Source organism: Frateuria sp. (assembly GCF_035943815.1).
Classification (GTDB): domain Bacteria; phylum Pseudomonadota; class Gammaproteobacteria; order Xanthomonadales; family Rhodanobacteraceae; genus Frateuria_A.
This window is the reverse complement of the sequence record NZ_DASZBU010000003.1, coordinates 62,858-82,574: the sequence shown is the minus strand read 5'-3', so window position 1 is coordinate 82,574 and position 19,717 is coordinate 62,858. Positions and strand designations below refer to the sequence as shown.

Here is a 19,717-nt window from a genome sequence, read left to right as displayed (position 1 = left end):
CCCGGCCAGCCGCTACCTTGGCGCGGTACCCACCAGGAGCAACATCCATGGCCAACATCGGTATCGCCCCGCAGGATCGCCAGACCATCGCCCAGGAGCTCTCCAAGCTGCTTGCCGACACCTACTCGCTGTACCTGAAGACGCACAGCTTCCACTGGAACGTCACCGGCCCGCAGTTCAACAGCCTGCACGCCATGTTCCAGACCCAGTACAACGAGCTGTGGCTGGCCGCCGACGAAATCGCCGAGCGCATCCGCACGCTGGACGTGTTCGCCCCCGGCTCCTACAGCCAGTTCGGCAAGCTCACCTCGATCAAGGAGGAAGCGGGCGTGCCCGACTGGAAGGAGATGGTCGGCCAGCTGGTCGAAGGCCACGAGATCGCCGCCCACACGGCCCGTGGCGCCATCAGGGTTGCCCAGGACGGCGGCGACGAGGGCACCGCCGACATGCTCACCGGTCGCCTCAAGGAGCACGAAAAGACCGCCTGGATGCTGCGCTCGCTGCTCAAGTGACGATGCCCTGCACACGTGCGAGGCCGGCCCTCGGGCTGACCTCGCGCTGACCATCCCCGTCGGCCTTTATTGAGCCATCCGTGCCGGATCGTTAAGCTCCGCGAGCTTGATTGGCCTCACTCAGGAGGCGTCCGACGGGGAACGTTTTGAGCGCCACAGCAGCCAGACACGACAGCCGGTTCCCGCTGCTTGCGGCCATACTGCTCGCGTTGTTCGTTGCGGCCCTGAACATCGGCCTGTGGTGGTGGGGCAATCTTCCGCACGGCCCGGAGGACTGGCACGGGCCGATCAGCGGTTATTCGGTGTCTGTGTTCCAGCGCTACCAGAACCCGCTCAAGCAGGATTTCCCCTCCGACGAGGAGATCGACGCGGACCTTAAGCTGCTGCGCCGCTACACCCCGCGCATCCGCACCTATTCCACGCTGGAAAATCCGCAGGTCTACCGCCTGGCCGAGAAGGAAGGCCTGAAGGTGATGGCCGGCGCCAACATCGACCCGCGCCTGATCAACAACGAGAAGGAGCTCGACACGCTGATCGCGCTGGCGCGGCGCTATCCGGAGACCATCAACCGGGTGATCGTCGGCAACGAGGTGCTGTTCCGCGGCGATCTCAGCGTCGAGCAGATGGAGCGCTACCTCGACCGCGCCCGCGCGGCGATTCGCCAGCCGGTGTCGATCGCCGAGCCGGACTTCATCTGGATCAAGTATCCGGAGCTGGTCCGGCACGTGGACTTCATCACCATCCACCTGTTTCCGTTCTGGAACGGCGTTGCGCGCAAGGACGCGGTGGATGCGGCGCTGGGCGCCTATCACAACATCCGCCAGATGTACCCGTACAAGCCGGTCGTGGTCGGCGAGATCGGCTGGCCGTCCAACGGCGACCGCCACGAATACGCCGACCCGTCGGTCTCCAACGAGGCGATCTTCATCCGCGACTGGCTGAACGCGGCCAAGGCCGAGAACATCGACTACTACCTGCTGGAAGCCTTCGACCAGCCGTGGAAGGAGAACCTGGGCGAGGGCCGCACCGGCGCCTACTGGGGCACCTTCAACGCCGACCGTCAACTGAAATTCCCGTTCACCGGCCCGGTGACCGAGGACACCGCCTGGCCGTGGAAGGCGCTGGCGGCGAGCCTGCTCGCGCTGATTCCGATGATCTGGTTCGCGCGCAAGTTCAAGCGCTTCAAGCTGATGGGGCGATTGTTCTTCTGCCTGCTGATCCAGCTGGCCTGCGGGCTGATCGTGTGGTCGGCCACCCTGCCCTTCAATTTCTACCTGAGCTGGATCGACTGGACCATGCTGGTCCTCTTGTTCCCGGCGCAGGTGGCGATCCTGGCCATCCTGCTGATCAACGGCTTCGAGTTCACCGAGGTGCTGTGGCGCCGTCGCTGGCAGCGCGACGCCGGGCTGCTCAAGCCCGACCGACCGGAAAGGCAGCCGTTCGTCTCCATCCATCTGGCCTGCTACAACGAACCGCCGGAGATGGTGATCGCCACGCTCGACTCGCTCGCCGCACTGGACTACGAAAACTTCGAAGTGCTGGTGATCGACAACAACACCAAGAACCCGGACGTGTGGAAGCCGGTGCAGGCCTACTGCGAGCAGCTGGGCAAGCGTTTCCGCTTCTTCCATCTGGAGCCGTGGCCAGGCTTCAAGGCCGGCGCGCTCAACTTCGGCCTGAAGGAGACCGACCCGCGCGCCGAGGCGGTGGCGGTGATCGACGCCGACTACGTGGTGCGGCCGGACTGGCTGGCCACGCTGACCGGCTACTTCCATGATCCGAAGGTGGCCGTGGTGCAGTGCCCGCAGGCCCACCGCGATTTCGAGCACAACCGTTTCCGCCGCATGACCGCGTGGGAGTTCGACGGCTTCTTCCGCATCGGCATGCACCACAGGAACGAGCGCAACGCGATCATCCAGCACGGCACCATGACCATGGTGCGCCGCTCGGCGCTGGAAGGCACCGGCGGCTGGTCGGAGTGGACCATCTGCGAGGACGCCGAGCTCGGCCTGCGCCTGATGCATGCCGGCTACGAGCTGGTCTACGTCGACGAACTGATGGGCAAGGGCCTCACCCCTGCCGACTTCAAGGCGTACAAGAGCCAGCGTTACCGCTGGGCGTTCGGCGCCATGCAGATCCTCAAGGGCCGGTGGCAGTGGATGGTGCGCAAGGGGCCGCTCTCGCCGGGCCAGCGCTTCCACTTCCTCACCGGCTGGTTCAGCTGGTTCGCCGACGCGCTGCATCTGATCTTTACCCTGATGGCGCTCTACTGGACCGCCGGCATGGTCGCCTACCCGCAGTACTTCAGCCTGCCGATGCAGCTGTTCCTGATCCCGGTGATCGGCTTCTTCTTCGCCAAGGCGATCTTCGGCATCGTGCTCTACCGTGCGCGCGTGCCCTGCAGCTGGTACGACACGCTGATGGCCTCGCTCGCCAGCATGAGCCTCTCGCACGCGATCGCGCGCGGCATCCTGCACGGGTTGACCCGCGAGAAGACCTCCTTCGTGGTCACCGCCAAGAGCCGGCGCCTGGGCGAGTCCGGCTTCGCCGCCTTCGCGCCGGTGCGCGAGGAACTCCTGATGGCTTGCGCGCTGGTGCTGTGCATCATCGGCATGGCGCACTCCTTCGGCACGCGCTACATCGAAGGCACCTTGTGGATGTTCATCCTGGCGGCGCAGTCGATTCCCTACTTCTCCGCCGTTGTCGGCGCCTGGATCGCGCACAAGGCGGGCGACAAGGTCGGCTGAGCCCGCACGTCCAGGAGGCCGCGTGGCACAGTTTCGCTGGGGCTCGGAACAGCACGCGCTGCTGGAGCTGGCGGAAGGATCCGCCGCGGCGGTGGCCATCCGCGATGCGGCCATCGCCGGCCAGCCGCTCGTGGAAGGCCATTGCCCGGTTTGCCGCCGCCCCACCCGCTTCACGGTGGGCACCGGCGCCATGTTCGGCCCGCGACCGAACCTGCGTGAGGGCCTGCGCTGCGCTTACTGCCGGCTCACTGCCCGCCAGCGGCTGGTGTTTCTCGCCATGGAGCAGCGCATCGGGAAACAGGCCCGGCGTGGCGCGCTGCTTGAACAGACCACCTTGTTGTATCGCCGCGCCCACGCTCGCTGGCCCTGGTTGGTCGGGTCCGAGTACCTCGGCGAGCGCCATGTCGGCGGACGCCGCTACTGGTGGTCCGCCCGGGGGCTGCGCTGGTGGCGTGTCCGGCAGGAATCGATCACCCGCCTGTCCTACGCGGACGGCTCGCTCGATCTGCTGGTCCACAGCGACGTGCTGGAGCACGTGTATGAGCTGGACCTTGCGCTGCGCGAGGCCGCACGCGTGCTCCGTTCCGGGGGAGTCATGCTGTTCACCGTGCCGTTCTTCGCCGACCGCGCCACCTCGCTGCTGCGCGGAAGGCCGCGCGAGGACGGCGGCATCGAACATATCGAGGCGCCCGAGTACCACGGCGACGGTGTGCGGCGCCAAGGCATCTATACCTTCCACAGCCTTGGCTGGGATTTCGTCGGCCGGATCCAGGCGGCCGGCTTCAGCCGCGTGGAGATCGGCCTGTGTCACGCTCCCGAAGAGGGACTGGCGGCGGCCGATCCCGGCGGCCCCGTTCCGTGGCTGGGCCTTCCGATGGTGTTCTGCGCCACCCGCTAGCAAACCCACCTTGATCCGGTGCCAACATGGCGGCCGCTAGGCTCGGGTTCGTTTCGGCCACACGCCCGCAGGCCCGCGCGTTCCAGGAGGCTGGTTTCCCTTCCCCATGCATGCCCTCCTTCGCCGCTGCCTGTGCCTGGTGCTGCTGCTGTTTCCCCTGCTCGCCCAAGCGGGCGTGACGTTGGTCGTCCAGGGCATCGACGATCCGCTCAAGTCGGCGGTGCGCGACGGCGTGGAGCTGACGCAGTACGCCAAGCGACCGGTGAGCGAGGCGCAGATCCGCCGCCTCTATGAGGAGGCGCCCGACCAGGCGCGCAAGGCACTGGAGCCCTACGGCTACTACGACGCGGGCGTCCAGGGCAGCCTCACCCGCATCGGCGCTGAGGATTGGCGGGTGGTGCTCAAGGTCGTTCCCGGCGAGCCCGTGCGCATCGGCGCGGTGGACGTGAAGATCGACGCGGAGGCGATGAAGGTGGGTGCGGTGCGGCGCGCCGAGCGCGCGGTCGAGCAGCTCAAGGGCAAGGTGCTGGACCACGGCGCCTACGAAAAGGCGCGCGACGACGTCGGCGCCGCGCTCACCGCCACCGGTTTCCTCGGCGCGAAGCTGGTCACGCACAGGGTCGAGGTCAGCCGCGCCGACCGCAACGCCACGGTGCAACTGGCATGGCAGGCCGGGCCGCGCTACCGCTTCGGGGACGTGCGCTTCGAGGGCTCGCAGTTCGAGCCGGGATTCCTCGACCGCTATGTGCCGTTCCGCCACGGCGACTATTTCGACCAGGCCGACTTGCTTCGCCTGCAGGAGGCGTTGAACGGCGCCGACTACTTCTCCGTGGTCGACGTGGTGTCCGACGTGCACGACGCCGACCGCACCGTCGGCATAGAGGTGCGGCTGCAGCCGGCCCGGCGCAGCGTTTACACCGGCGGCCCGTTCATCGGCACCGACACCGGCTTCGGCGTGCGCGGCGGGCTGGAACGGCGCTGGATCAACGGCAAGGGGCACAAGTGGAAGAACGAGCTGGTGCTGGCGCAGCGGCTCAAGACGCTGTCCTCGCTGTACACGATCCCGTTGCCGGGGGACAACCAGCGCAGCCTCAACTTCGGCGTCAACTTCCGGGATGCCGACACGGTGACCTCGCAGTCGCGCACGCTGGAGCTGGTCGGCAACGAAACCGAGCTGTGGCATGGCTGGACACGCACCGTCGGCGCGCATGCGCTGGTCGGCACCTTCACCGTCGGGAAGCACGGCAACGAGCCGGACAACACGCCCGGCATCGAGCGCGGCCGCAGCCAGCTGGTGTTCGCCGAGGCCTCGCTTTCGAAGAAGCACGGCGACAATCCGACCTTCGTGCGCCGCGGCTGGTCGCTGAGCTTCTACGCACGCAGCACTGCGGGCACGCTGCTGTCGGACACGCGCTTCAGCCAGGTCGGCGCGGACGCCAAGTGGATCCGCGCCTTCGCCGGGCGCAACCGGTTGATCCTGCGCGGCAGTGCCGGCATCACCTCGACCGGCGACTTCAGCGCGCTGCCGCCGCAGCTGCGCTTCTTCGCCGGCGGCGACCGCTCGGTGCGCGGCTACGGCTACCAGGCGATCGGCCCGCGCAACGCCTATGACCGCGTGATCGGCGGCCGCAACCTGCTGGTGGCGAGCGCCGAGGTCGAGCATTACTTCACGCGCAACTGGGGCATGGCCGCGTTCGTCGATGCGGGCAACGCTTTCGACGGCTTCGACTACCGCCCCCGCCTGGGCACCGGCCTGGGCGTCAGATGGCTTTCCCCAGTGGGCATGATCCGCGTGGACGTGGGCGTGCCGGTACACGACAACCATGCCCACGGCATCCAGCTGCACGTGGTGATAGGGCCGGACCTGTGAAGCACGCTGCGTCCATGAAGTGGCTCAAGCGCCTCGGCCTCGCCCTGCTTGCGTTGCTGCTGTTGCTGGCGCTGGGGCTGTGGTGGCTGCTGGGCAGCGAGGCCGGCCTGCGCTTCGCGCTGGCCCGCGCTGGCGGCTTCACCGGCGGCGCACTCAGCGTGCAGCGGGCGCATGGCCGGCTGGTCGGGCCGCTCGCGCTGGAGGGGCTGCGCTACGCCAATGGAAAGGGGCTGGACCTGCGCGTGGCCAGCGTGACGCTGGACATGCGCCCGTGGTCCCTGCTCGCCCGGCGCCTGCACGTCGATGCGCTGGACGTGCAGGGGTTGACGGTGACGCTGCCACCGCCCTCACCTTCGGCCGGGCCGTCCGGCCCGGTCTCGCTGAAGCCGCCGCTGGCGATCCAGCTCGACCGCGCACACGTGGGCGACATTGCCGTGCGCCAGGCCGGGCGACAGGTGTTCGCCGCCGACAGCCTGGACCTCGTCGGCCGCTGGGACGACTCAGGCTTCGCCGTGCGCTCGCTGCGCCTGCACTCGCCGGACGGCGAGGCCGACCTGCACGGCACGCTGGCGCTCGGCGGCGGCTATCGCGGCAAAGGCCAGGCCAGTTTCGCCTGGAAAGTCGGCAACGCCACCTACGCCGGCCGGCTTGACGCGGACAGCGACGGCGCGCACGCGCAACTGCAGCTGGCGCTCGCCCGCCCGATGGCCGCGCAGCTGCGACTGCAACTGGAGCAGGCCGGCGCCTACCCCTGGAGCGGCACGCTCAAGGTCCCGCGCTTCGATCCCGCACCCTTGCTTGGACCGGGCTCTGTACGGCACCTCGCGCTCGACCTCAGCGGCCAGGGCGACCGCGGCGGCGGCACGCTGACCGGCGAAGTCGGCATCGACCAGTGGCAACTGCGCTTCTCGCCGCTGCGTGCGCGGCTGGGCGAAAAACATTCGCAGGTGACGCTGGAAGCGCTCACCCTCACCTCCCCGCAGGTGAAGGGGCGGCTCGACGCACACGGCCAGTTGCGGCTGGGCGATCCGGCGCCCAGTGGCACGCTCGAGTTCGACTGGCAGGACCTGCTGCTGCCGACCGAACTGGCCGGCCAGCCGCTGGCCAGCCACGGCCACCTCGGCGTGCGCGGAAGCCCCCAACAGTTCCATGCCCAGGGCGATGTCGCGATCGGGCCGCCTGGAAAACCTGCGCAATTGGCGCTGGAGCTGGACGGCACGCCGCGCCAGCTCGTCCTGCACACGCTGGACCTCAAGCAGCCACAGGGCCGGCTGCACGCGCAGGGCACGCTCACCCTCAAGCCCGCACTCGGCTGGGAGCTGGCGGCCGAGGCCAACCGCTTCGATCCGGGCCGGCTCTTCGCCGGCTGGACTGGCGCGCTCGACGCACAGCTCACCACCCACGGCACGCTGCCCAACGGCCGTCCCGACGCCACGCTCGACCTGGCCCGCCTGGACGGGCGCCTGCGCGGCCGAGCGCTGCGCGGCCAGGGCAAGCTGCATCTGGCGCCCAGCCAGGTGCTCGACGGCAGGCTCACGCTCGCCTCCGGCGGCAGCAAGGCCAGCATCGAGGGCAAGCCCGGCGCGCGCAACGACATCGCCGTGCAACTCGACGTCGCCACCCTCGCCGACTGGCTGCCCAACGCCGGCGGCCAGCTGCGCGCGCAAGCCCACGTGACCGGCCTGCCCTCCGCGCTCGGCGTCGACGCCAGCGCGCACGGCCGCGCGCTGTCGCTGCGCGGCCAGCGCATCGGCGCCCTGGCGCTGGACGCGCACCTGCCCGACCTCAGCCGGCCCAGCGGCAAGCTGTCGCTGGACGCCCGACAAGCGCAGCTCGGTGGCCTGGCTTTCGACACGCTGACGCTGCGCGCCGACGGCACCGAGGCGGCGCATCGGCTCGCACTGGATGCGCGCGGCCGCCAGCTCTCGGCCAACCTGGTGCTGCGCGGCAGCCTGCGGCAGGGCCGCTGGAAGGGCACGCTGGACACGCTCGACCTCACCCCGCAGGGCCTGCCGCGCTGGCGCCTGCAGCATCCGGCCACGCTGGACTACGGCGACGGCGCGATGGCGCTGTCCGAGCTGTGCCTGAGCGCCGGCGATCCGCTGCTGTGCGTGCAGGGCCGGCAGGACAAGAGCGGCAACCTGGCCGCCAGCTACCGCCTGCAGGCGCTGCCGCTGGCGCTGCTGCTCAACGCGGCCGGCTACGCCGAACTGCCGCTGCGCGCCGACGGCAGCCTGCGCGGCGCGGGCACGTTCAAGCGCAGCGCATCCGGCGTGCTGGACGGCCAGGCCACGCTGGCCTCGGACCAGGGTTCGGTCACCTACGCCCGGCAGGCGCAGCGTCCGTTGCTGGCCTGGCATGGCCTCACCGTCGACGCGCGCCTGGCACCTGGCCACCAGCGGGTCGAGGCCCACGCCAACATCAACGCAAACGGGCGCCTGGACGGCCATCTGACCATCGACGGCGCCAACCAGACGCTCGGTGGCGAGCTGTCGCTGCGCCTGGACAGCCTCGCGCCGATCGAACTCCTCACCACCCAGGTGGCCGGCGTGCAGGGCCGACTCGACGGACGCTTCGGCTTCGCCGGCACGCTGGCACAACCGGCCGTGACCGGCCAGGCCGACGTGGCTGGCTTCGCCGCGGAGCTGCCGGCGCTGGGCCTGACGCTCACCGACGGCGCGCTGGTGCTGCATTCGCCCGACGCGCAGCATCTCCAGCTCGACGGCCACGTGCGCTCGGGCAAGGGCACGCTCAGAGTGGCCGGCAGCTACGGCCTCACCGCGCAGGCACCCACCGCGATCACCCTGACCGGCCAGGCCGTGACGGTGGCTGACATCCCCGCAGCCAAGGTGGTGCTCACGCCCGACCTCAAGCTGCTGCGCGATGCCAAGGGCGTGCGCGTCACCGGCGCGGTGGCGCTGGACAGCGCCGACGTGAACCTGGACCGCCTGCCCGGCGCCGGCGCCACCAGGGCCTCGCCGGACGTGGTGGTGGTCGATGAACGCGCGCAGGAACAGGCCGCCGCGCAACTGCCGGTCAGCGCCAACGTCAAGGTCGACCTGGGCCCACGCGCCCATCTCAAAGGCAAGGGCCTGGATGGTCGCCTCACCGGCACGCTCACGGTGCTCGAGCAGCCCGGCCAGGCGACCCGCGGCCAAGGCCAGATCGGCGTGAGCGGTACCTATAGCGCCTATGGCCAGGACCTGCACATCGAAGCGGGCAAGCTGCTGTTCGCCAGCACGCCGATCGACAACCCCGGCCTGGACATCCGCGCGGTGCGCAAGCTCAACCCCAACGCGACCATCGACGAAGGCCAGGAAGTGGGCCTGCTGGTCAGCGGCACGGCGCAACGGCCGATCCTGACGGTGTTCTCCAATCCGCCGATGGAGCAGTCCGACGCGCTCTCCTACCTCATCACCGGCAAGCCGCTCTCGCAGGTCAGCGGCGGCGAAGGCAACATGGTCGGCGCCGCCGCACAGGCGCTCGGCTCGGCGGCCGGCGACCTGCTCGCCAAGAGCGTCGGCCGCAGGCTGGGCATCGACGAGATCGGCGTGTCCAGCAACGAGGCACTGGGCGGCGAATCGGCCTTCACCGTGGGCAAGTACCTCTCGCCACGGTTGTACCTCAGTTACGGCGTGGGCCTGTTCCAGCCGGGCCAGGTGATCACGCTGCGCTACCGCCTCGGCCAGCGCTGGAACCTCGAGATGCAGAACGCCACCGAATTCAGCCGCGCGAGCTTGAACTATCGCCTCGAGCGCTGAGCATCCTCCGCTGCGCCGCCAGGCGCACCTCTCACATCCGCACCACGGCGGACAGCCATCCGCCAGGCCGCTCCTGTAGTTCTTTCCCGCGGCCCAAGCAATTTTTCAGCACGCGCTCTGCGCTGAGCAGCGAAACCCGCACCGCTGCGCGGATCTTCTCACTGGCACCGCTGTTGCAACGCCCCGGTTGCCCGGCACCTGGGGCCGGGCGTCCAACCACGGAGATGACCATGACTCGACAACAGTCCTCCACCCACGACCAGCACAAGAGCAAGCACGCCAGCGATTCCTCCTCGCGTGCCGTCGGACGTGGCGATACGACCGTCCGCGAAGCCGGCCAGAAGGGAGGCCAGCGCGTGCGCGAACTGATCAGTGAAGGCCGCGAATCCGAGCAGCGTGGTCGGCAGCACTGACCCGTCGACGGTCACCACGATTCCATCCACGGAGCCCACGAAATGAGCCAGAAGCAGCAGAACGACCGCAACCCGAACCAGAAGCAGGCCCACGCCGGCGACAAGGGCGACATGACCGTCCGCGAAGCCGGACAGATGGGCGGCCACAAGGGTGGCCAGCGCGAACGCGAGCTGGTCGAGAAAGGCCACCAGGCCGAGGAACGTGGCGGCCGCAAGCACTGAACGATCCGCGTCGAGCGCTCGACCGGGACACCTTCCCCACAGCACAGGAGACATCTCATGAAGAACCAGGGCAACGACAAGGGCGACATGACCGTCCGCGAAGCCGGCCAGAAGGGCGGCGAGATCCGCAAGGAGCAGCTTGGCCCCGAGGGCTACTCGGCGATCGGCAAGAAGGGCGGCGAAGCACGCAAGGAGGAGTTGGGCCCGGAGGGCTATTCGGAGCTTGGCACCAAGGGCGGCCATCGCGTGCGTGACCTGATCAACAAGGGCAAGCAGAGCGAGGGCGACTGAACAGGCAGGCGACCCACATGCACCCGCGAGGCTGGCAGTTCTTTTCAAGGGCAGGCGCAAATTTACACGCCTGCTGCCAGACCTGCGGCCGGCAGGTGGCATGGCATCGCGCCTGCGCACTGGCATACGGGTTGCAACACATGCCTCGCCCGCTTGGCGGGCTCCCCTAGACCACCCGGAGAAACACCATGGCGAACAACGATCGCAACAACCAGACACCCTCCAGCAGCGCCAGCGGCAGCGGCGACATGAGCGTGCGCGAAGCCGGCCAGAAGGGCGGCGAGATCCGCAAGGAACAGCTCGGCCCCGAGGGTTACTCGGACCTGGGCCACCAGGGCGTCGAAGCACTGCGTGAGCAGCGCGGCCCCGATGCGATGAGCGAGATCGGACGCGAAGGCGGTGAGACCCGCAAGCAGCAACTCGGCCCGGAAGGCTATTCCGAACTTGGCCAGAAGGGCGGCCAGCGCGTGCGCGACCTGATCAACAAGGGCAAGGAATCCGAAGGCAACGAGTGATCCATCGCGGAGAAGACCATGACACGAGGCGTAGGAGGCCATTCACCGGCCAACGTGCAGAAGTTCCTGAGCGGCGTGGGCTACCCGGCCGACAAACAGGACCTGATCGAATGCGCCCGCCGCAACAACGCGCCGGACGAAGTGATGCAGGAGATCCGAAAGCTGCCTGACGAACAGTACGGTGGCCCCCAGGACGTGATGAAGGGCTACGGGCAAATCGAGTAGCCCACTCAACATTCAACCGGAGCGATCCATGAGCAAGCAGGGCCACGACAAGGGCGGCATGACCGTCCGCGAAGCCGGCCACAAGGGCGGCGAGGCACGCAAGGACGAACTGGGCCACGAGGGTTATTCGGAGCTCGGCAAGAAGGGCGGCCAGCGCGTGCACGACCTCGTCAACGAAGGCAAGCAGGCCGGGCACGGCCGCAGGAAATAAGCCTGCGTTGGCGACTTTCCCCACCATTGCAAAGAGGCACAGACCATGACCAGCAACAAGAACCAGGGTGACATGAGCGTCCGCGAAGCCGGCCAGAAGGGCGGCGAGATCCGCAAGGAACAGCTCGGCCCCGAGGGCTACTCGGAGATGGGCAAGAAGGGCGGCGAGACGCGCAAGGAACAACTGGGCCCCGAGGGCTATTCGGCCCTGGGCAAGAAGGGCGGCGAAGCCCGCAAGGAAGAGCTCGGGCCGGAAGGCTATTCGGAATTGGGGACCAAGGGCGGCCAGCGCGTGCGCGACCTGGTGAACAAGGGCAAGGAATCCGAAGGCTAGAGCCGCGACCGCGGCGGGCTGCAAGCGCACCCGCCGCGCGCCAACCCGGCAGGGAAAGCCCATCCGCCTTCGGGCACCCCGCGCGCAGGGGCGCGGGGAGGCGCCAGGGACGGCGCCGGCCCGGGCGACCGGGCAACGCCAGCCCCTTCCCTGTCAACCCAGCCCCAATCCCTCGATACCGCAGATCGTCTTCGGGTCGAATCCCGCCAGTGCCGCGAAGTGGCGTCCGCGTTCGGCATAGTCGTGGAACTGGTCGAAGCTGGGCGCGCCCGGCGAAAGCAACACCACCCCACCGACGGGCACAAGCGAGCGCGCACGCGTCACCGCCTCGTCCAGCGAGGCCACCTCGACCACCTCCACCACGCCGGCGCCTTCGCGCAGGGCCTTGGCGATGCGCGGCCCATTGGCGCCCTGCGCCACGATCGTCAATCCCGCCTGTCCTTTCACCGCCGCGACGAAGGCCGACCAGTCCAGGCCGCGGTCGTGCCCACCGACGATCACCGTGACCGGACGCCCGGCCAGGCTGGCCAGCGCCGCCAGGGTGGCCTGCGGCGTGGTGCTGATGGAGTCGTTGACCCAGTACCGGCCGTCGCGTTCGCCCAGCGGCTGCAGGCGGTGAGGCAACGGGTGGAAGCGCGCCAGCGCCGGCGCGGCGGCGCGTGCGTCGTGCCCCATCGCCTCCAGTGCCGCCAGCGCGGCGCAGGCGTTGAGCGCGTTGTGCCCGCCCGGCACCGGCAGCCGGGCGATCTCGAACACGCGCTCGTCCGCGCGCCGGATGAACCCCTCGCGCAGGTGCCAGCCCCCAGTTACGCCGAACAGCACGCGGTGCGGATGCGCCGCCGTGCGCTCGACCAACGCCTCCTGCGTGCCGTTGACCAGCAGGGTGCGCGACACGTCGGCGAGCTTGAGCTTGTCGGCCACGTAACGCTCGCGCGAGCCGTGCCAGTCCAGGTGCTCCTCATAGAGGCTGGTGACCACGCCCAGCGGCAGCGGTCCGGCCTCGCCGGTCTGGAAGCTGGACAGCTCCACGGCCCACAGCTGCGCCTGCGCGTCGAGCAGCTCCAGCAGCGGCATGCCGATGTTGCCGGCCAGCGCGGTGCGCAGGCCAAGGGACCGCGCCAGGTGCGCGAGCAGCGCCGTGGTGGTGCTCTTGCCCTTGGTGCCGGTCACGGCGACCACCGGCGCCTGCGGGTGCTCGGCGAACCACAGCGCGGTGCCGGACGTGAAGCGCGTGCCGCGGCCCTGTGCCTCGATCAGCGCGGGCTTGTAGGCCGAGATGCCGGGCGACTTCACCACCACGTCGAAGGCGGCCAGGGCGGCCGCATCGGGATCGCCGCCGGCCACCGCCAGCGTGGGTTCGAAGGCCTGCGCCGCGGCGGCTTCCGTTTCGTTGCAGAACAGGGTGAGGGCCAGCGCCGGCAGGCGCGCGCGCAAGGCGGCGATGGCCGCCCTGCCCTCGCGGCCGAAGCCCCAGATGGCGACCCGCCGACCCGCCAGTTCGGCGATGCGCATCAGCCAATCGCCTGCAGGGCAGGCTGCAGCCGCACGGGCACACGATGCTCGGCCGAGGGCTCCAGCCAGGGCTCCAGCGCCAGTGACGCCGGGTCGAGCTGGGGCAGGATCTCGCGGGTGAAGCGCGCGACCAGCGCGTCTTCCTGCCATTCCGGACGCTGGCTCAAGGCGTACATCGCCGCGCGCGCCTCGGCGCCCTCGCCCACGCACTCGAATGGCTTGTGGTCCTGGTATTCCAGCAGCGCGTCGAAACCGGCCGCCTGCGTTTCATCGTCGAGCAGGTTGCGCCCGAAGATGGAAAGCAGCCGCGGCTTCGGGCAGAACGGCGCCAGCGCCAGGAACACGAAATGGCACTTCGGGCATTGGCCGCACCAACGGTCCGCCGGCCTGGGGCCGAGGATGCGGAAATTGCGGTTGCAGCTGGAGAACGCGTCGAAGTACGGGGTGAGCCGGGCGAACGCGCGGGTGATGGCCAACTCCGAAAAGGGGCGCAGCAGCGAGCAATAGTCGAGGTCGGCGGCCACGTGGGCATGCAGCCAGTCCGACAGCATGGCCTCGAACACGAAACCCTTGCTCCACTGATGGTTCACCTGCTGGCCTTCGTACTCCAGCGTGGCGGCCGAGGCCGAGCGTTCGTTGGCAAAGGCGATCGAGTCGTAGCCGTAGAGGATCGCCGCCACGGCCAGGATGACCGAGTTGATAGCGGTCACCGGGATGTGCCCGTTCCACGCACCCAGGCGGTTGAGCTCGAACAGCACGGGCGAAAGCTCGCGCTGGATGTTGAGCGTGGGCAGGCCGGTGCGCTCGGCGCAGGCGGCGATGAGCGGCGAATTGCCGACCCACGCCGCGGTGGCTTCGCCGCCGATCGACTTGATCGCCTCGACCGCGACCAGCGAGTCCTTGCCGCCGCCGATCGGGACGAGGGTGCGCCTGGGCAGGCCGAGGGCGGGCGCGGCAGCCGACGGGGCGCCATCGCGCGGGAAGGCGATGCGTCCGCGCAGGTCCAGCCCGTTGCGGTAGGCGAACTCGGCCAGGCCGTGGAGGTAGAGCGCGTCGAGCAGGTCGGCCGTGGCGCCGTCCAGCGGCGCGGCCTCGATCTTCGGCGGCACGCCGGCCTTGTAGTAGCTCACGCCGGCGGCCAGGTGCAGCAGCTTTAGCGCAGCATCGAAGGCATGCCGGCGCTCCGGCGGCACGGCCGGCGCACCGGGGAAGCGGATGCGCTCGACCATCTCCTGGCCATGGTCAAAGGCGTAGACGAGTTCGGCCACGCCGTCGGCGTAGGTCGCGCGCACGAAGCGGAAGCTTTGGGTCAGGCGGGGGTTGGTGTTCGTCACTCGTCAATCTCTCCGGCAAGCCATGCTCCCTCTCCCCCATCCTTCACCAAGCATGGGGGAGAGGGCGGGGGTGAGGGGCGGAGGCTCGCAAAAGCCTTCACCAGCACCTCAAGCACGCTCTCGATATTCGTCAGCACGTCATTGTTCCAGAAACGCAGCACGCGGTAGCCCTGGCCCTGGAGGTAGCGCGTACGCGCCTGGTCGTAACCCTCCTGCTCAGATTTGGCCGCCGTCGAGCTCCCGGAAGCCTTTCGCTGGAGCAGCCCCTCAGCTATCCAAAACCACCTCGTCCGCCTCCTCCCGCAGGTTGTAGCGCGAGGACATCACCTTGCCGTACGCCCCGGCCTGCGCGATCAGCATCACGTCGCCCTCCTGCGCCTCCGGCAAGCGGCGGTCCGTGCCCAGCACGTCGCCCGACTCGCAGATCGGCCCCACCACCTGGTACAGCGCTTCGGCCCGCTCGTCCAGGCGCGTGAGGTTGGCGATCTCGTGCCAGGCGTCATAGAGCGTGGGGCGGATCAGGCTGTCCATGCCGGTGTCCAGGCCGAGGTAGCGCAGGCTGCCCTTGCCCTTGAGCTGGGTCACGCGCGCCAGCAGCACGCCGGCATCGGCAACCAGGTAGCGGCCCGGTTCCATCCATAGCTGGTAGTGCGGATAGGCGGCGCGGACCTCGCGCAGCACGCGGTCCAGCGCGTCGATATCCAGCGGCGCTTCGCCCGGGTGCGAGGGCACGCCCAGCCCGCCGCCGATGTTGAGGAAGGCCACGCTGCCGATGCGCTCGGCCAGGCTCGCCAGCTGCGAATACACCTCGCCCCAGTGTTTGGGATCGAGCACGCCCGAACCCAGGTGTGCATGCAGCCCGCGCACGCTCGCCTGGTGCGCGTCGGCCAGGCGCAGGAAGGCGTCGAGCTGCTCCAGCGGCAGGCCGAACTTGCTGCCGTCGCCGCCGGTGCGCACCTTCTCGTGGTGACCCAGGCCGCGGCCCAGGTCCACACGCAGCACGATGTCGCGGTCGCGGAACAGCTCGCCCCAGTGCTCCAGCGGATGCAGCGCATCCAGCGTGACCGTGGCGCGCGTGGCCAGCGCCTGGGCGTAGTCGGCGCGGCGGGCGAAGTTCGGCGTGAACAGGAGCGGCGTGTCCACCGGCACCGCCGCGGCCACCGTGCGCAGCTCGCCCGGCGACACGCATTCGAAGGCGAAGCCTTCCGAGGCGAGCGTCCGCAGGATGGCCGGATGCGTGTTGGCCTTGACCGCATAGTGCAGGCGATCGACCGCCGACAGCGACTTCAGCGCCTGCGCCTGCGCGCGCACCGTCGGCAAATGGTAGACGTAGCGCGGCGAGCGCTCCTGCGCCAGCGCCAGCAATCGCCCGCGCTCGTCCGGGCGACGCCACCAGGCAGCCGCCGGCGCCGCCGCCTCACCGCTGCCGTACAGCGCCTGCCAGCTCGGGCCGAACAGCGCGCTGTCGTCGGTACGCAGCGCGCCGGCGGCGATCAGCAGGTCGTGCAGGTGCGGCAACAGCTCGTCCACCACCGTCTCGTCCACCACGAAGGTGAGATTCAAGTTGTTGGACGACTGCGAGATCAGGTGCACGCGCAGCTGCCCGAACTCGGCCAGCACGGTGGAGAGCGTGTGCAGCATCGAGCGCATGCCGCGGCCGACCAGGGTGATCGCCGCGCAGGGCGCAATCACCTTGACCCGGCACACCTTGGCCAGGTCCGCCGCCAGGGCCGCCACCGCGTCCGAGTCCAGCAGGTTCTCGGTCGGATCGAGCGAGACGGTGACGTTGGTCTCGGCCGAGCCGATCAGGTCCACCGAAAGGCCATGCTTCTTGAACTCGCCGAACACGTCGGCGAGGAAGCCGACCTGCTGCCACATGCCGACCGACTCCATCGACACCAGCGTGAGCCCCTTGCGCGCGCTGATCGCCTTGACCGAAGGCGCATGCTCGCGCACCTGCGGGCCGATCACCGTGCCCTCGAGCTCGGGCCGGTTGGTGTCCTTGACCAGCAGCGGCACGCGCGGCTCGCGCAGCGGCGAGAGGCAGCGCGGGTGCAGCACCTTGGCGCCGGTGGTGGCGATCTCCTGCGCCTCCTCGTAGTCGAGTTTCTGCAGCAGGCGCGCGCCCGGCACCTGGCGCGGGTTGGCGCTGAACATGCCGGCAACATCGGTCCAGATCTCCACGCGCTGCGCTTTGAGCAGGGCACCGAAGTAGGCCGCCGAGGTATCCGAGCCACCGCGGCCGAGCAGCACCGTCCGACCTTCGCTTTCGCGCGCGATGAAACCCTGCGTGATGAACACCTCGCCGAGCCCCGCCAGGCGCGCGGCCAACGCCGTGTCGGGCCGCGCCTCGACCGTGGCCGAGAGCAGGCGCGTGCGCTCGTTCTGGTTGGGCAGCGCGATGGCGGCCAGGCACTCGCGCGCATCCACCCACTGCGTGGGCAGCCCGCTGGCGGTCAGGTAGGCCGCGCCCAGCGCGCTCGACATCAGCTCACCATGCGCCTGCACCTGTGCCGCCCAGGCCAGCTCGCCCAGCGCCGCCGGGCCGTCGGCCGCCAGCGCGGCCAGGTCCGCCAGCCGCGCGGCGAGCGCGTCCGGCAGCGGCAGCTGCATGTGGCCGACGAGCTCGTGGTGGCGTTGCGCGATCGCATGGGCCGCCGCCTTGCGTTTGTCCCCGTCGCCTTCGCCGCACAGCTGTTTCAGTGCGTCGGTGATGCCGGTGAGCGCGGACACGACCACCAGCACGCGGGCGCCTTCGGCGCGGCGGCTGGCGATCAGCTCACGGATGTTCTGCCAGCGCGGCAGCGTCGCGACGGACGTGCCGCCGAACTTCATCACGATCCAGGGTTGGCCTGGAACAGGCGCGTCCGCTGGAAGCGGCGCGGGGTTGTGCGGGTTCACAAGGGCTCCATTGCAGTGGTGGCGAAAGGCAATCGCATCAGTGTTGCGCTGCGGCATGCGGAATGCAATGGATTTTTTCGGGCGGGATATGGACGTTTAGCCATCCAAACATGGCAAGCCGCCGGATTGGCGCCTGCCCGCTCCGGGAGGATGGCTGGGGTGAAGGGCCGGCCTGGCCTCGATCCGTACCTATGGGTGGGCGCCTCGCTGTAGTTCGCGGCGAGCCCCGACTCCCAACCTCGATCCCCTTCCCGGAGGGATGGAGGCAAGGCGGCTCGTCGCAGGTCCTTGGGTTCCCCAGCGCGGTCGCCCCCCTCCGCAAAGGAGAGGAAGCAGAGCGGCTTATCGCGAGCCTCCGCCCCCAACCTCAATCCTCTCCCCGGCGGGGAGAGGAGGCGATGGTGGGCGCTGTGCACACTGCTTTTATTGAACCAGGACGGGGATCTTGCCGATCCGCGCCTGCCACTCCTTCGGTCCGGTCTGGTGCACCGAGGTGCCCGCCGAGTCGACCGCCACAGTGACTGGCATGTCCTTGACCTCGAACTCGTAGATCGCCTCCATGCCCAGATCCGCGAAGCCGACCACGCGCGAGGCCTTGATCGCCTTGGACACCAGGTAGGCCGCGCCGCCGACCGCCATCAGGTAGACCGAGCGGTGCTTCTTGATCGCCTCGATCGCCGCCGGGCCACGCTCGGCCTTGCCGACCATTCCCAGCAGGCCGGTCGCACCGAGCACTTGTTCGGTGAACTTGTCCATGCGCGTGGCGGTAGTCGGGCCGGCCGGGCCGACCACCTCGTCGCGCACCGGATCGACCGGGCCGACGTAGTAGATGAAGCGGCCCTTGAAGTCGACCGGCAGCGGCTCGCCCTTGTCGAGCATGTCGACCATGCGCTTGTGCGCGGCATCGCGGCCGGTGAGCAGCTTGCCGTTGAGCAGCAGCACCTCGCCCGGCTTCCAGGTCGCCACCTCCTCGCGGGTGACGGTGTCCAGGTTCACCCGGCGGCCCTTGGAGGCGTCGTAGGTGAGCTTGGGCCAATGCTCCAGCGACGGCGGCTCCAGCATCACCGGGCCCGAACCGTCCAGGGTGAAGTGCGCGTGGCGGGTGGCCGCGCAGTTGGGGATCATCGCCACCGGCAGGTTGGCCGCGTGGGTCGGGTAGTCCTTGATCTTGACGTCGAGCACGGTGGTCAGGCCGCCCAGGCCCTGCGCGCCTATCCCCAAGGCGTTGACCTTCTCGTACAGCTCGATGCGCAGTTCCTCGATGCGGCTGGACGGCCCGCGCGCGATCAGCTCCTGGATGTCGATGTGCTCCATCAGCGACTCTTTCGCCAGCAGCATCGCCTTCTCCGCGGTGCCGCCGATGCCGATCCCAAGCATCCCCGGCGGACACCAGCCCGCGCCCATGGTCGGCACCGTCTTGAGCACCCAGTCGACGATCGAGTCGGAGGGGTTGAGCATCACGAACTTGGACTTCGCCTCCGAGCCGCCGCCCTTGGCGGCCACGATCACGTCCACCGTATCGCCGGGAACGATGGACATGTTGATCACTGCGGGCGTGTTGTCGCGGGTGTTGGCGCGCCTGCCGGCGGGGTCGGTCAGCACGCTGGCGCGCAGCTTGTTGTCCGGATGGTTGTACGCCCTGCGCACGCCCTCGTTCACCATGTCCTCGAGCGACATCGTGGCGTCCCAGCGCACGTCCATGCCGACCTTCAGGAACACGGTGACGATGCCGGTGTCCTGGCACAGCGGGCGGTGCCCCTCGGCGGCCATGCGCGAGTTGATCAGGATCTGCGCCATCGCGTCGCGCGCGGCGGGCGAGTCCTCGCGCTCGTAGGCGGCGGCGAGGCTTTCGATGTAGTCGACCGGGTGGTAGTAGCTGATGTACTGCAGCGCGTCGGCGACGGACTGGATCAGGTCGTCTTGCTTGATGGTGGTCATGGGCGGCTTCGGCTTCGGACGCGCCGCCTTGCGC

The 19,717-nt window shown here is 69.3% G+C and carries 17 protein-coding genes; 12 read left to right on the top strand and 5 right to left on the bottom strand.

The window, feature by feature from the left end:
* The first annotated feature begins 47 nt into the window (after nucleotides 1-47).
* The 12 genes from VGU65_RS01200 (at nucleotide 48) to VGU65_RS01145 (ending at nucleotide 11,998) form a co-directional block, all read left to right on the top strand.
* Nucleotides 48-512, top strand: a complete 465-nt coding sequence (locus VGU65_RS01200; protein WP_327472328.1) for a Dps family protein — start codon at nucleotides 48-50, stop codon at nucleotides 510-512.
* A 146-nt stretch (nucleotides 513-658) separates the two neighbouring features.
* On the top strand, nucleotides 659-3,259 hold the full coding sequence (locus tag VGU65_RS01195; RefSeq protein ID WP_327472327.1) for a glycosyltransferase family 2 protein: 2,601 nt from the start codon (nucleotides 659-661) through the stop codon (nucleotides 3,257-3,259).
* 22 nt (nucleotides 3,260-3,281) lie between these two features.
* Nucleotides 3,282-4,157: a class I SAM-dependent methyltransferase gene (locus VGU65_RS01190; protein WP_327472326.1), complete on the top strand. Its 876-nt coding sequence runs from the start codon at nucleotides 3,282-3,284 to the stop codon at nucleotides 4,155-4,157.
* 106 nt (nucleotides 4,158-4,263) lie between these two features.
* The gene (locus VGU65_RS01185) at nucleotides 4,264-6,027 is read left to right on the top strand and encodes an autotransporter assembly complex protein TamA (protein ID WP_327472325.1); all 1,764 of its coding nucleotides are present in this window, start codon (nucleotides 4,264-4,266) and stop codon (nucleotides 6,025-6,027) included.
* A gap of 14 nt (nucleotides 6,028-6,041) precedes the next feature.
* Nucleotides 6,042-9,788 carry a translocation/assembly module TamB domain-containing protein gene (locus VGU65_RS01180; protein ID WP_327472324.1) on the top strand — a complete coding sequence of 1,249 codons (3,747 nt, stop codon included), beginning with the start codon at nucleotides 6,042-6,044 and terminating at the stop codon, nucleotides 9,786-9,788.
* Between the two features lie 230 nt (nucleotides 9,789-10,018).
* Nucleotides 10,019-10,201 carry a hypothetical protein gene (locus tag VGU65_RS01175; protein WP_327472323.1) on the top strand — a complete coding sequence of 61 codons (183 nt, stop codon included), beginning with the start codon at nucleotides 10,019-10,021 and terminating at the stop codon, nucleotides 10,199-10,201.
* 42 nt (nucleotides 10,202-10,243) lie between these two features.
* Nucleotides 10,244-10,423: a hypothetical protein gene (locus tag VGU65_RS01170; RefSeq protein ID WP_327472322.1), complete on the top strand. Its 180-nt coding sequence runs from the start codon at nucleotides 10,244-10,246 to the stop codon at nucleotides 10,421-10,423.
* A gap of 57 nt (nucleotides 10,424-10,480) precedes the next feature.
* The gene (locus VGU65_RS01165; RefSeq protein WP_327472321.1) at nucleotides 10,481-10,714 is read left to right on the top strand and encodes a KGG domain-containing protein; all 234 of its coding nucleotides are present in this window, start codon (nucleotides 10,481-10,483) and stop codon (nucleotides 10,712-10,714) included.
* A 188-nt stretch (nucleotides 10,715-10,902) separates the two neighbouring features.
* The gene (locus tag VGU65_RS01160) at nucleotides 10,903-11,229 is read left to right on the top strand and encodes a hypothetical protein (RefSeq protein ID WP_327472320.1); all 327 of its coding nucleotides are present in this window, start codon (nucleotides 10,903-10,905) and stop codon (nucleotides 11,227-11,229) included.
* 18 nt (nucleotides 11,230-11,247) lie between these two features.
* The gene (locus tag VGU65_RS01155) at nucleotides 11,248-11,454 is read left to right on the top strand and encodes a DUF2795 domain-containing protein (RefSeq protein ID WP_327472319.1); all 207 of its coding nucleotides are present in this window, start codon (nucleotides 11,248-11,250) and stop codon (nucleotides 11,452-11,454) included.
* Nucleotides 11,455-11,482: 28 nt separating this feature from the next.
* Nucleotides 11,483-11,665, top strand: a complete 183-nt coding sequence (locus VGU65_RS01150) for a hypothetical protein (RefSeq protein ID WP_327472318.1) — start codon at nucleotides 11,483-11,485, stop codon at nucleotides 11,663-11,665.
* Between the two features lie 45 nt (nucleotides 11,666-11,710).
* Nucleotides 11,711-11,998, top strand: a complete 288-nt coding sequence (locus tag VGU65_RS01145) for a KGG domain-containing protein (protein WP_327472317.1) — start codon at nucleotides 11,711-11,713, stop codon at nucleotides 11,996-11,998.
* Between the two features lie 153 nt (nucleotides 11,999-12,151).
* Here VGU65_RS01145 and murD read toward each other — a convergent pair whose 3' ends face one another.
* The 5 genes from murD to VGU65_RS01120 form a co-directional block, all read right to left on the bottom strand.
* A complete protein-coding gene (gene murD, locus VGU65_RS01140; RefSeq protein WP_327472316.1) occupies nucleotides 12,152-13,510 on the bottom strand; it encodes a UDP-N-acetylmuramoyl-L-alanine--D-glutamate ligase in 1,359 nt (452 codons plus the stop codon).
* Nucleotides 13,510-14,844: a UDP-N-acetyl-alpha-D-muramoyl-L-alanyl-L-glutamate epimerase gene (murL, locus tag VGU65_RS01135; RefSeq protein WP_327472315.1), complete on the bottom strand. Its 1,335-nt coding sequence runs from the start codon at nucleotides 14,842-14,844 to the stop codon at nucleotides 13,510-13,512. Before murL ends, murD begins: the two co-directional genes overlap by 1 nt.
* Entirely contained in the window at nucleotides 14,841-15,107 is a 267-nt protein-coding gene (locus VGU65_RS01130; protein ID WP_327472346.1) for a DUF559 domain-containing protein, read from the bottom strand. The genes murL and VGU65_RS01130 overlap by 4 nt, the downstream gene beginning before the upstream one ends.
* A 4-nt stretch (nucleotides 15,108-15,111) precedes the next feature.
* Complete coding sequence (locus tag VGU65_RS01125; protein WP_327472345.1) at nucleotides 15,112-17,685, bottom strand: bifunctional aspartate kinase/diaminopimelate decarboxylase; 2,574 nt, start codon at nucleotides 17,683-17,685, stop codon at nucleotides 15,112-15,114.
* A 483-nt stretch (nucleotides 17,686-18,168) separates the two neighbouring features.
* Complete coding sequence (locus tag VGU65_RS01120; RefSeq protein WP_327472314.1) at nucleotides 18,169-19,683, bottom strand: fumarate hydratase; 1,515 nt, start codon at nucleotides 19,681-19,683, stop codon at nucleotides 18,169-18,171.
* Nucleotides 19,684-19,717 lie beyond the last annotated feature (34 nt).